Source organism: Variovorax sp. TBS-050B, from assembly GCF_029893635.1.
Taxonomy (GTDB): Bacteria; Pseudomonadota; Gammaproteobacteria; order Burkholderiales; family Burkholderiaceae_C; genus Variovorax.
This window is the reverse complement of record NZ_JARXYR010000002.1, coordinates 244,538-257,221: the sequence shown is the minus strand read 5'-3', so window position 1 is coordinate 257,221 and position 12,684 is coordinate 244,538. Positions and strand designations below refer to the sequence as shown.

Genomic DNA, 12,684 nt, shown 5'->3' with positions numbered 1-12,684 from the left:
TCAGTTCACCGCGTCCGCGCTGGTGACGCCGAAACCCGTGAGCGTGCGCCGCGGCGCGAGACCCAGGTCCTCGATCAGGTTCGCCAGCGCATGCAGGCTCAGCGTGGCAGAGAAGAGCGGCAGCACCAGCTGCACCGCCCAGACCGGCCATTCGAGCGTCTGCGTGCGCTCGGTGTAGAGGAAGTTGAACGAGGCCGCCGCGTAGTCCCTGGCATCGAAGCCGTGGCGCGCGATGCCCGCGGGGTCCATGTAGAGCCAGCACATCGCGAGCAGCGCGAGGCCCAGGGCCAGCACCCCGCCCGACGCCAGCGCCTTGGCGATGCGCACGGCACGGGCGCCGAGCTTGTCGGTCAGCAGCGTGACCGCGAAGTCGAGGCGCAGCCGCGTCATCGCCGAGGCGCCGAGGAAGGTGAGCCAGACCACGCAGTACACCGACGCCTCGTCGACCCAGTAGAGCGGCATGCGGCCGTAGCGCGTCGCCACGTTCAGCAGCACCAGCACGATGAGCAGCCCCATGAGGCCCGAGAGCAGTCGGCGCTCGCAGCCCAGGACGAAGTCCGAAGCGTCGAGCAACCGGTGGGCGAAGGCCGCGCGGCGCGGGGCAGGTGCGTGCATGGTGTCTCGTTCCGGTGCGTCGAAGGGAGGGATGAAGGTTCTAAATATATTAAGAAGATATTTGGAATATCCGATCAGGGTATTAGCAGATTGCGTGCCAGCGCGAAAGATGGTGGGCGGTGCGCGCAAGAAAAAACGCCCCGCTGCGTGACACAGCGGGGCGCGGGCGCGGCGGGGTGCGCGGTGTTATTTCAATGCAGTCGTCGCATTGGCCACTGCCAGCGCCGTCATGTTGACCACGCGCCGCACGGTCGACGACGGCGTGAGCACGTGCGCCGAGCCGGCCGCGCCGAGCAGGATCGGGCCGACCGTGATGCCGTTGGCGCCGGTCATCTTGAGCACGTTGTAGAGGATGTGCGCCGCGTCCAGGTTGGGGCAGACGAGCAGGTTGGCCTCGCCCGTGAGCGTGGTCTCGGGCAGGGCGTTGCGGCGGATCTCTTCGGACAGTGCCGCGTCGCCGTGCACTTCGCCGTCGCATTCGATGTCGGGCGCCATCTTGCCGAACAGGTCGCGCGCGAGCCGCATCTTGCGCGCCGCGCCACGGTCGGAGCTGCCGTAGTTCGAGTGCGAGAGGAAGGCCACCTTGGGCGGCAGGCCGAAGCGGCGCACTTCCTCGGCCGCCATCCGCGCGATGTTCGCGAGCATCTCGGCATCGGGATCGTCGTTGACGTTGGTGTCGGTGATGAACACGGTGCGCTTCTCGAGCGTGAGCGCATTGAGCGTGGCGAAGCCCGGCGCACCCTGCCTGAGGCCGATCAGGTTGCGGATGTGCTCGAGGTGCGCGTCGAAGCGGCCCACGAGGCCGCAGATCATCGCGTCGGCATCGCCCAGGTGCAGCATCAGCGCCGCGATGGTGGTGTTGGAGCGCCGCACCATCGTCTTCGCCGCCTCGGGCGTCACGCCGCGCCGGCCCATGAGCCCGCGGTAGGTCTCCCAGTAGGTGCGGAAGCGCGGATCGTCCTCGGGGTCGACGATCTCGAAGTCGGTGCCGGAGCGGATGTGCAGGCCCGCCTTCTTGATGCGCGCCTCGATCACCGCGGGACGGCCGACCAGGATCGGCTGCGCCAGGCCCTCGTCGACGGCCCATTGCGCCGCGCGCAGCACGCGCTCGTCCTCGCCTTCGGCATAGGCCACGCGCTTGGCGGCCGCGATCTTGGCGGCGCTGAACACCGGGCGCATGAACATGCCGGTCTGGAACACGAAGCGCGTGAGGTGCTGGCGGTAGGCCTCGAGGTCTTCGATCGGCCGCGCGGCCACGCCCGACTCGTGCGCGGCCTTGGCCACGGCCGGCGCGATGCGCAGGATCAGCCGCGAATCGAAGGGCTTCGGGATCAGGTAGTCGGGGCCGAAGGCGAGTTCCTGTCCGGCGTAGGCGGTGGCCACTTCCTCGCTGATGTCGGCCTTGGTGAGCTCGGCGATCTCGCGCACGCAGGCGAGCTTCATTTCCTCGGTGATCTTGCTCGCGCCGCAGTCGAGCGCGCCGCGGAAGATGTACGGGAAGCACAGCACGTTGTTGACCTGGTTCGGATAGTCCGAACGGCCGGTGGCGATGATGCAGTCGGGCCGCACGGCCTTCGCGAGCTCGGGGCGGATCTCGGGCTCGGGGTTGGCGAGCGCCAGGATGATCGGCTGGCCGGCCATGGTCTTGACCATCTCGGCCGTCAGCACGCCGGGCGCCGAGCAGCCGAGGAACACGTCGGCCTCCTTCACCACGTCGGCCAGCGTGCGCGCGCCGGTGTCCTTCTGCGCATAGCGCGCCTTGGAGTCGTCGAAGCCGCCCGCGCGGCCCATGTAGATCAGGCCCTTGGAGTCGCAGGCGAAGATGTTGGCCGGCTTCGCGCCCAGGCCCACCATCACGTCGAGGCAGGCGATGGCCGCGGCGCCCGCGCCCGAGACGGCGATCTTCACGTCCTCGATCTTCTTGCCCACGAGCTCGAGCCCGTTGATCAGCGCCGCGGCCGAGATGATGGCCGTGCCGTGCTGGTCGTCATGGAACACCGGGATGTTCATGCGCTCGCGCAGCTTCTTCTCGATGTAGAAGCACTCGGGCGCCTTGATGTCCTCGAGGTTGATGCCGCCCAGCGTGGGCTCGAGCGCCGCGATGATGTCGACCAGCTTGTCGGGGTCGGTCTCGGCCAGCTCGATGTCGAACACGTCGATGCCCGCGAACTTCTTGAACAGGCAGCCCTTGCCCTCCATCACCGGCTTGGCCGCGAGCGGGCCGATGTTGCCCAGGCCGAGCACCGCGGTGCCGTTGGTCACCACGCCCACCAGGTTGCCGCGCGCCGTGAACTCGGCCGCCATGGCCGGATCGGCCGCGATGTCGAGGCAGGGATAGGCCACGCCGGGCGAGTAGGCGAGCGACAGGTCGCGCTGGTTCAGGAGCGCCTTGGTCGGCGTGACCGAGATCTTGCCCCGGACGGGCGAGCGGTGGTATTCGCGCGCTGCTTCGCGAAGTGCTTCTTCTGCGGGGGAGAGGGGTGCAGCCATGAAATGTCTCCTTGTTTCTGACGGGCAACGAGGCTACCGCAAAAGCATGGCTCGGTCGTGCAAAGGGAATGCCGAAAAAGCCTGAACCCATAGCGGCGGCAGCGCCGGCGGCCCGTGGCGGTTCGCTAAACTCCGCAACCTGTTAACCGGGGTCACATGCTGTCGACTGCGGTAACGTCATCGTCAACAAGACACAACGATATCGAGGGGCAGCGCATGACACCCGGACCTTTCACCAGCACCGAGCCCGACGTCGTGGTCATCGGCGGCGGCCCTTCGGGCTCCACCGTGGCCGCGCTGCTCGCGGACAAGGGGCACGACGTGGTGCTGATCGAGAAGGCGCAGCATCCGCGCTTCCACATCGGCGAATCGCTGCTGCCGATGAACATGCCGCTGTTCGACCGGCTGGGCGTGCGCACCGAGGTCGAGGCGATCGGCCTGCGCAAGCACGGCGCGGAGTTCGTCTCGCCCTGGCACGACCACAGCAGCGAGTTCCGCTTCGGCGAGGCGATGGACAAGAGCTTTCCCTATGCGGTGCACGTGCGCCGCTCCGAGTTCGACGAGCTGCTGTTCCGCCATGCCGGCAAGCGCGGCGCGCGCACCTTCGAGGGCCAGCGCGTCACCGGCGTCGACATGGAGGCGGGCAAGGGCACCGCCGACAACCGCCCGCTCGTGAAGGTCAAGGCCGACGACGGCAGCGAGACCGAATGGCGCCCGCGCTTCGTGATCGACGCGAGCGGCCGCGACACGCTGCTGTCGAGCCAGTTCGACGTCAAGCGGCGCAACCGCAAGCATGCGAGCGCGGCGCTCTACGGCCACTTCGTCAATGCCGAGCGCCGGCCGGGCCGTTTCGAGGGCAACATCACGCTGTTCTGGTTCGACCACGGCTGGTTCTGGTACATCCCGCTCAAGGACGGCACCGTGAGCGTGGGCGCCGTCGCTTCGCCCGCCTACTTCAAGCGCCGCAAGGGCTCGCTGGAAGAGTTCCTGATGGAGACCATCGCGCTCGCGCCCAAGCTCGCCGCGCGGCTCAAGAACGCCACGCTGGTCGACGGCGTCACCTCCACCGGCAACTACGCCTACGACTCGGCCTTCTGCCGCGGCGACCGCTTCGTGATGGTGGGCGACGCCTATGCCTTCGTCGATCCGATGTTCTCCTCGGGCGTCTACCTCGCGATGAACAGCGGCTTCGAGGCCGCCACCGCGGTCGAGCACTGGCTCAAGGGCGAGGCGAAGGAAGCCGAGCGCGCCTTCCGCCACTACGAGAAGGTGATGAAGCGCGGACCGCGGATGTTCTCGTGGTTCATCTACCGCATCACCTCGCCCGCGATCCGGCGCCTCTTCATGAATCCGCGCAACATCTGGCGCATGCAGGAGGCGCTGCTGTCGATCCTCGCGGGCGACCTGTTCCGCAACACGCCGATCGGGCCGCGCTTCTGGGGCTTCAAGGTGACCTACTACGCCTCCTGCCTCGGCATCCTGCCGCAGGCCGTGAAGACCTGGGCGTGGCGGCGGCGCAATCTGAAGGAGTCGCTGGAGGCGGCGAAGTAAAGCGGGAGCGGGCAGCCGAACGCAGAGAGCGCGAAGGTTCCGCAGAGGTCGCAGAAGAAAACCAAAAACAGGTTCCTGGTTTGTTCTGCGACTTCTGCGTAGTTTTTGTATTCCTTCTGCGTTCGGAAGTCCGCTTTCTCAGTCCGGCGCCACCGTGTGCTGCGCCAGCGCCTCGAGTGCGCGCACCAGCGCCGAGTGGTCCTGCTGGCCGTGGCCCAGGGCCGCGCAGGCGTTCATCAGCTGCGCGGCGCCCGCGGTCTGCGGCAGCGCCATGCCGAGCGAGCGGGCGCTCTGCAGCGCGAGGTTCAGGTCCTTCTGGTGCAGCCCGATGCGGAAGCCCGGCGCGAAGGTGCGCTTGATCATGCGCTCGCCGTGCACCTCCAGGATGCGCGAGCTCGCGAAGCCGCCCATCAGCGCCTGGCGCACCTTGGCCGGGTCGGCGCCGGCCTTCGAGGCGAACAGCAGCGCCTCGCCCACGGCCGCGATGTTCAGCGCCACGATGATCTGGTTGGCCACCTTGCAGACCTGGCCGTCGCCCGCGCCGCCCACGAGCGTGACGTTCTTGCCCATCTTCTCGAGCAGCGGGCGCACGCGGCCGAAGGTGCCCTCGTCGCCGCCGCACATGATCGTGAGGCTCGCGGCCTTGGCGCCGACCTCGCCGCCCGAGACCGGCGCGTCGATGTAGCCGCAGCCCAGCGCGGTGATGCGCTCGGCGAACCCCTTGGTCGCGATCGGATCGATGGAGCTGCAGTCGACCACGATCTTGCCCTTGCTGAGCCCCGCGGCCACGCCGTCGCGGCCCGGCTCGCCGAACAGCACCTTCTCCACGTCGGGCGTGTCGGGCACCATCACGAAGATCACGTCGGCCTGGCGCGCCACCTCGACGGGCGAGGCGCAGATCGTGGCGCGCGAGATGAAGGGCTCGGGCGTGTTGCCGTGCGTGTTGACGAAGAGCTGGTGACCGGCTTCGAGCAGATGGCCCGCCATGGGCGCGCCCATGATGCCGAGGCCGATGAATCCGATGCGTTGCGATGCTTGTTGTGTCATGTCTCAGGTTTCCTAGGGGATGTCGTCGTGTCGTCTTCGTTCGTTCAATCAGTGCGCGCGGGTCAGCGCCTCGCGCCATCCCAGGCCTTCCGCCGTGGTGCCGCGCGGCTTGTATTCGCAGCCGATCCAGCCGTCGTAGCCCAGCGCGTCGATGTGCCGGAAGAGCCACGGGTAGTTGATCTCGCCGGTGCCCGGCTCGCCGCGGCCCGGGTTGTCGGCCAGCTGGATGTGGCCGATGCGCGCGAAGTGCTTCGCGAGCGTGTTGCCCAGTTCGCCCTCGGTGCGTTGCGCGTGGTAGATGTCGTACTGCACGCGCAGGTTGGCCGAGCCGACCTCGTCGATCAGCGCGATCGCCTGCTCGGTGCGGTTGAGGAAGAAGCCGGGAATGTCGAAGGGATTGATCGGCTCCACGAGCAGGCCGATGCCCGCCGCCTCGAGCTCGCTGGCGGCGAGGCGCAGGTTCTGGACCAAGGTCTTCTGCGCCGCGTCGGAGCTCACGCCGGCCGGCAGCTTGCCGACCAGGCAGTTGACTTGCGGGCAGCCGAGCGCGGTCGCGTAGTCGATGGCCATCGCAATGCCTTCACGGAACTCCCCCGTGCGGTCCGGATGGCAGGCGATGCCGCGCTCGCCCTTGTCCCAGTCGCCGGCCGGCAGGTTGTGCAGCACCTGCACCAGGCCATTGGCGCGCAGGGCGGCCGCGAGTTCCTTCTTCTCGAAGGGATAGGGAAACAGATATTCCACCGCGTCGAAGCCGGCCTTGGCGGCGGCCTCGAAGCGCTGCATGAAGGGCAGCTCGGTGAAAAGCATGGTGAGGTTGGCGGCGAACTTGGGCATGGGGTCTCTCAATCAAGGCAGGTCGAAATCGGGATCGGATTTCCGGACGCGAAGGACGCGAAGGTTCCGCGAAGGTCGCAAAAGAACAGCCACAAAAAGGTTTTTCTTGAATTCCTTTCGCGTCCTTCGCGAAACCTTCGCGCCCTCTGCGTCCGGCTGTCCGTATTCGCTCAGTCCAGCAGCACCGCAGCAACAGCGGTCGGCGCATCGGCCGGCGTCTCGGCGAGCGGTTCGAACTCGGTGATGTTGTCGATCTCGGTGCCCATCGCGATGTTGGTCACGCGCTCGAGCATCACCTCGATCACCACCGGCACGCTGTGCTCGGCCATCAGCGCCTCGGCCTGGCGGATGGCGGGTGCGATCTCTTCCTGCTTGTTCACGCGGATCGCCTTGCAGCCCAGGCCCTCCACCACCTTGAGGTGGTCGACGCCGTAGCTGCTCTCGATGCCCGCATCGGGACCGGCGTTGATGTTGTCGAACGCGAGCTGCACGCAGTAGTCCATCTCGAAGCCGCGCTGCGCCTGGCGGATCAGGCCGAGGTAGGAGTTGTTCACCACGATGTGGATGTAGGGCAGCTTGAACTGCGCACCCACCGCGAGCTCCTCGATCATGAACTGGAAGTCGTAGTCGCCCGAGAGCGCGACGATCTTGCGCGTGGGATCGGCCGCGCGCACGCCCAGGGCGGCCGGGATGGTCCAGCCCAGCGGGCCGGCCTGGCCGCAGTTGATCCAGTGGCGCGGGTTGTACACGTGCAGGAACTGCGCGGCCGCGATCTGCGACAGCCCGATGGTGCTCACGTAGCAGGTGTCGTTGTCGAAGTTGTTGTTCATGCACTGGTACACGCGCTGCGGCTTCATCGGCACGTCGTCGAAGTTGGTCTTGCGCAGCATCGTCTTCTTGCGCTCGATGCACGCGCGCGCCCATTCGCGGCGGCTCGGCAGCCGGCCCGCGGCCTTCATCTCCTCGGCCACCTCGACGAAGAGTTCGAGCGCGGCCTTGGCATCCGAGACGATGCCGAAGTCGGGCGTGAACACCCGGCCGATCTGCGTGGGCTCGATGTCCACGTGCACGAACTTGCGGCCCTTGGTGTAGACGTCGATCGAGCCCGTGTGGCGGTTGGCCCAGCGGTTGCCGATGCCGAGCACGAAGTCCGAGGCCAGCATGGTCGCGTTGCCGTAGCGGTGGCTGGTCTGCAGCCCGCACATGCCGGCCATCAGCGGATGGTCGTCGGGGATCGCGCCCCAGCCCATCAGCGTGGGGATCACCGGCACGCCGGTGGCTTCGGCGAAGCGCACCAGCAGATCGCTCGCATCGGCGTTGATCACGCCACCGCCGGCCACGATCAGCGGGCGCTCGGCGGCGTTGAGCATCTCGATCGCCTTTTCGATCTGGCTGCGCGTGGCGGCCGGCTTGTAGGGCTTGAGCGGCTCGTAGCTGTCGATGTCGAACTCGATCTCGGCCATCTGCACGTCGAAGGGCAGGTCGACCAGCACCGGGCCCGGGCGGCCCGAGCGCATGAGGTGGAAGGCCTGCTGGAACACCTGCGGCACCTGGCCCGGCTCGCGCACCGTGACCGACCACTTGGTGACCGGCTTGGAGATCGACTCGATGTCGACCGCCTGGAAGTCTTCCTTGTAGAGCCGCGCACGCGGCGCCTGGCCGGTGATGCACAGGATCGGGATCGAATCGGCCCAGGCCGAGTAGAGGCCCGTGATCATGTCGGTGCCCGCGGGCCCCGAGGTGCCGATGCACACGCCGATGTTGCCGGCCACCGCGCGGGTGTAGCCCTCGGCCATGTGCGAGGCGCCCTCGACGTGGCGCGCGAGGATGTGCGAGATGCTGCCGCGCGCACGCAGCGCCGAATACATCGGATTGATCGCCGCGCCGGGCACGCCGAAGGCCTGCGTCACGCCTTCCTTCTCCATCACCAGCACCGCGGCCTGGACCGCCTTCATCTTTGCCATGAACTGTCTCCTTGTGGAGTGCCCACTGTAGGAAGCCGGGGCGCCGCGAAGAAGACGGCCAGGGGCCATAAAGCCTATTCCGGATTGGAATAAGTGACTACGATGGCGGCCATGGACAGATTGCTAGCGATGGAGATGTTCGTGCGCGTGGTCGAGACCGGCAGCTTCTCGAAGGCTGCGCGCGAGTTCCACACCACCCAGCCCACGGTGACCAAGCAGGTCGCGGCCACCGAGGCGCGGCTCAAGGTGCGGCTGCTCAACCGCAACACGCGCGGCGTGAGCCTCACCGAGCCGGGCGCGCTCTACTACGAGAAGTGCAAGACCATCGTGCGCGAGGCCGAGGAGGCCGACAGCATCGTGCAGCTGCGCCAGACGCAGGCGCAGGGCCTGCTGCGCGTGGGCACCTCGGTGGCCTTCGGCCGCCGCGTGGTGGTGCCCCTCGCGCTCGAGTACATGCGCCGGCATCCGCAGGTGCAGCTGGACCTGAGCTTCGAGGACCGCTACGTCGATCTGATCGCGCAGGGCATCGACGTGGCGATCCGCATGGGCAAGCTGGCGGATTCCTCGCTCGGCGCGCGCTACCTCGGCACCAATCCCTGGGCGATGGTGGCCGCGCCCGGCTATCTCAAGAAGCACGGCACGCCGAAGCGCGCGCAGGACCTGAGCGCGCACGTGGCGCTGGTCTACAGCAGCGTGGTCGGCGACGAGTTCTGGCGCATGCACACGCCCCGGGGCGAGGCCGTCACGGTGCCGGTGTCGGGCCGCTTCCGCTCCAACAACCTCTCGGCCGTGCTGGCCGCCGCGCGCGACGGCCTCGGCATTGCGCTGATGCCGCGCTACGTGGCGAGCGATTCGCTGGCCTCGGGCAAGGTGCTGGAGGTGCTCGCCGACCACGCGCTGCCGGAGCAGGAGATCCACGCGGTCTTTCCTTCGCCCAAGCTGGTGCCGGGGAAGGTGTCGGGCTTCGTGGCCTTCCTGCAGGGGCGGTTCGCCGAAGGATGGTGGGGGGGATAGGCTCCCGCATTCCGCGGCCCTCAAGCCGCCGCGAACACCCCATGCAGCCCCAGCGGCAGCGCATACGGCAGCGTGGCCTGCGCCACCGGCCCGGCGCCCAGCGCATCGGCCGCGAAGCACGACAGCAGCGTCTTCTGCCGCCCGAAGTCGAGCGCCGTGCCGAGCACCCAGCCGGGTCCGGTGCCGTCGGGCACGAAGACGTGTTCTTCGACGATGGCCTGCGCGCCGTAGCCGTGCTGCTGGCTGCGGCCGGTCTCGACGTCGGTGCGTGCGATGGCGCTGAAGCCGGGGCGGCCCGGCAGGCTGCGGCTCGCGTGGATCACATGGCGGTGGCGCAGGCCGGTGCGGCGCGGATCGATGCGCGGGAACTCGGCGTCGACGGGCAGCGCGGCCTGCGTGGCGCGGCCGGTGCCGAGGTCCAGCCTGACCGTGGTCAGTTGCGGCACCGGGCGCTGCACCCAGCGTGCGCGCATGAGTTCGCGGCTGGTGGTGAAGACCGTGTCGGCGGTGTCGGAGCGCACGTAGTCGACGTGGATGCGCGTGCCTGCCGGCGTCTCTTCCTCCCACGCATTGCCGACGTGGAACAGGAAGCCGGCGGGCAGCGCGAGCATGCGGCGGCGCGTCCAGTCCTTCTTCTCGACCACGAGCACGCGCATGCCGAGCTCGGGCCGCCAGACGTGCGCATCGAGGAAGCTCGCGCCGGCCTCCTTGCGCTTCGCGTCGTAGACCAGCGGCGGCATCAGGAACACGAGGTGCCGTGCAGTCACCGCGAAGTCGTGGATCATCGGCAGATCGGGCACGAGGATGGCATCGGCGCGGCGCAGCGCGCCGTCGGGCGCGATCTCGTAGAGCGCGAGCAGGCCCTGGCCCGAGCCGATGCCGAAGTTCCAGACCGTGCCGTCGGGGTCCACGCGCGGATGGGCCGAGAACGGCATGCCCGCGAGGTCGGGCCGCCAGGTCTTGAAGCCCAGCGTGTCGAGCGTGCGGGCGTCGAGCCGCACGGCCGAGCCGCCTTCCCACAGCGCGAGCAGTTCGCCCGCAAGCCGCAGGAGGCTGGTGTTGGCCACGTTGATGCTGTCGGGCGAAGGCGGCGGTTCCGCGCCCGGCGGCAGGGTGCCGAAGGCCTCGGCGAGCCGGCGGCCGGCACGCAGTTCGGCCACGCGCTTGGGCGTGGCGACGTAGCGGCCCTCGTGCAGCACCTCGCGGCCTGCGATCGTGAAGCGCTGCACCATGCCGTCGCCGTCGAACCAGTGGTGGTAGCGCTCGCCGCCGAGGTCGTGGCCCGCGGGCCCGTTGCGCAGCAGCGTGCCCGCGACCGCATCGGGAAAGCGGCCGCGCACGCTGGCGCGCACCGGCGGCAGGTCGGCCCGGGGCGTGGCGAAGCCCGATTTCCAGGGCACCTGGGCGGCCTCGAACTCGGCCTGCCAGTCGTCCTTCGGCGCCGCGGCGCGCGCGAGCGCGGGCAGCCAGGGAAGGACGCCGGCGGCGAGCAGGCCGCGCAGCAGTTCGCGTCGCTGGGTGATGGTCATGGCGGACCTCCTCAGCGCAGGCGGATCACGGCCGAGCGATCGGCCGTGTCGATCTGCAGCGCGGCGGCCTCGAAGGCTGGCGCGCCGCGGTTGCCCCTGGCGTCGTTCGAGAAGCCGTAGCGCTCGAGCGGCAGGCCCATCGGGTTGGTGTCGAGCTGGCCGTTGCCGTTCTCGTCGGCGAACACGCGCAGCGCGTAGTGCCCCGGCGCAAGATTCGGAAAGCGCAGCTGCGCCGAGCCTTCGCGCAGCGGCGCGATCTGCGTGGCCACCGGCTTGCCGCCGCCGGCAAAGGTCTCGGCGCTGTCGTACAGCGCAGCGTAGAGCGTCGCCTCGGCGGCCGGGCCGTCGGTCACGCGCAGGGTCAGCTCGGCGGCGAGCGCCGCCAGCGGCGACGCGAGGAGCAGGGCGGCGCAGCGCATGCGCGGCCCGCGTGGCAGTGGGAAGTTCGTCATCGTCAGACCTCTTGGAAGTGGGAGGTCCGGACGATCCCGCAACGCGCCTGCGCTGCGAAGCGGCATGCGACGGAATGCGCCGTTGCCGCGCGAAATGCGCCCCGCGGGCGCGAACGGCTCAGGCCTTGGGCGGGACTTCGAGCTTGTGCGAGGCCACGAACAGGCTCCACGCCGCCATGAACAGCGCCGCGATCACCGGGCCGATCACGAAGCCGTTGATGCCGAAGATCGCCATGCCGCCGATGGTGGACATCAGCACGATGTAGTCGGGCATCTGCGTGTCCTTGCCCACGAGCACCGGGCGCAGGATGTTGTCGACCAGGCCGATCACGAACACGCCCACGAAGATCAGGACGCCGCCCTGCCAGAAATGCCCCGTCGCGAGGAAGTAGACCGCCACCGGCGCCCAGATCAGTGCCGCGCCCACGGCGGGCAGCAGCGACAGGAAGGCCATGAGCACGGCCCACAGCAGCGCACCCTGCACGCCGAGGAACCAGAACGCGAGCCCGCCGATCGTGCCCTGCGCGATCGCGACCGCCACGTTGCCCTTCACCGTGGCGCGGATCACGGTCGTGAACTTGTTGAGCAGGTACTCGGTGTGCGGCTGCGCGAGCGGCACCGCCTCGCGCATCGTCTTCGACAGGCTGGCGCCGTCGCGCACCAGGAAGTACAGCAGATACAGCATCACGAAGAAGCTGACCAGGAAGTCGAAAGTGTTCTGTCCGATGGTGAGCGCCTGGCTCGCGATGAGCTGGCTGCCCTGCGCCGCGCCGGCCGAGATGCGCGTCTGCCAGGCTTCCATGTCGCCCAGCGCGAAGCGGTCGAAGATGCTCCGCAGGCTCTGCGGCATCGCGTTGAGGATCTGCTGGAAGTAGGCGGCGAAGTTGATCTGCCCCGAGCGGATCTTCTGCGTGACCTGCGTCACTTCCTGTACCAGCGAGACGCCGATCATCGTCAGCGGAAGAATGACGATGAACAGGCAGATCGCGAGCGTGGAGAGCGCCGCGGCATTGTGCTTGCCCGGCATCTTGCGCAGCAGCCACTTGTAGAGCGGCGTGAACAGGATCGCGAGCGAGACGCCCCACAGCACCGCGCCGAAGAACGGCATCAGCACCCAGAAGAAGGCGACGGTGACGACGGCGAGCAGGGCGAGGAAGACGCCGCGCTGGAGTTGGGGTGAGTTCATAC

At 68.5% G+C, this 12,684-nt stretch carries 10 protein-coding genes; 2 read left to right on the top strand and 8 right to left on the bottom strand.

The window, feature by feature from the left end:
- Positions 1-615, bottom strand: coding sequence for a TRAP transporter small permease (locus M2165_RS04035; protein WP_280813397.1), 615 nt, complete (start codon positions 613-615; stop codon positions 1-3).
- Positions 616-801: 186 nt separating this feature from the next.
- The gene (locus M2165_RS04030; protein ID WP_280813396.1) at positions 802-3,105 is read right to left on the bottom strand and encodes an NADP-dependent malic enzyme; all 2,304 of its coding nucleotides are present in this window, start codon (positions 3,103-3,105) and stop codon (positions 802-804) included.
- Between the two features lie 216 nt (positions 3,106-3,321).
- Here M2165_RS04030 and M2165_RS04025 point away from each other — a divergent pair, with 216 nt between their 5' ends.
- The gene (locus tag M2165_RS04025; protein ID WP_280813395.1) at positions 3,322-4,656 is read left to right on the top strand and encodes an NAD(P)/FAD-dependent oxidoreductase; all 1,335 of its coding nucleotides are present in this window, start codon (positions 3,322-3,324) and stop codon (positions 4,654-4,656) included.
- A gap of 138 nt (positions 4,657-4,794) precedes the next feature.
- Here the strand turns inward: M2165_RS04025 and M2165_RS04020 are convergent, their stop codons facing one another.
- The 3 genes from M2165_RS04020 to gcl form a co-directional block, all read right to left on the bottom strand.
- Positions 4,795-5,703: a 2-hydroxy-3-oxopropionate reductase gene (locus tag M2165_RS04020; protein WP_280813394.1), complete on the bottom strand. Its 909-nt coding sequence runs from the start codon at positions 5,701-5,703 to the stop codon at positions 4,795-4,797.
- Positions 5,704-5,751: 48 nt separating this feature from the next.
- Positions 5,752-6,537: a hydroxypyruvate isomerase gene (gene hyi, locus M2165_RS04015; protein WP_280813393.1), complete on the bottom strand. Its 786-nt coding sequence runs from the start codon at positions 6,535-6,537 to the stop codon at positions 5,752-5,754.
- Positions 6,538-6,707: 170 nt separating this feature from the next.
- A complete protein-coding gene (gcl, locus tag M2165_RS04010; RefSeq protein WP_280813392.1) occupies positions 6,708-8,501 on the bottom strand; it encodes a glyoxylate carboligase in 1,794 nt (597 codons plus the stop codon).
- 111 nt (positions 8,502-8,612) lie between these two features.
- Between gcl and M2165_RS04005 the strand changes: the two genes are divergently transcribed.
- Entirely contained in the window at positions 8,613-9,515 is a 903-nt protein-coding gene (locus M2165_RS04005; protein WP_280813390.1) for a LysR family transcriptional regulator, read from the top strand.
- A gap of 20 nt (positions 9,516-9,535) precedes the next feature.
- On the opposite strand, the gene M2165_RS04000 is transcribed toward M2165_RS04005, so the two are convergent.
- The 3 genes from M2165_RS04000 to M2165_RS03990 all read right to left on the bottom strand — a co-directional run bounded on the left by M2165_RS04000 (position 9,536) and on the right by M2165_RS03990 (position 12,682).
- A complete protein-coding gene (locus M2165_RS04000; protein WP_280813389.1) occupies positions 9,536-11,044 on the bottom strand; it encodes a carotenoid oxygenase family protein in 1,509 nt (502 codons plus the stop codon).
- An 11-nt stretch (positions 11,045-11,055) separates the two neighbouring features.
- Entirely contained in the window at positions 11,056-11,496 is a 441-nt protein-coding gene (locus M2165_RS03995) for a DUF2141 domain-containing protein (protein WP_280813388.1), read from the bottom strand.
- Between the two features lie 118 nt (positions 11,497-11,614).
- Entirely contained in the window at positions 11,615-12,682 is a 1,068-nt protein-coding gene (locus M2165_RS03990; protein ID WP_280813387.1) for an AI-2E family transporter, read from the bottom strand.
- Positions 12,683-12,684 lie beyond the last annotated feature (2 nt).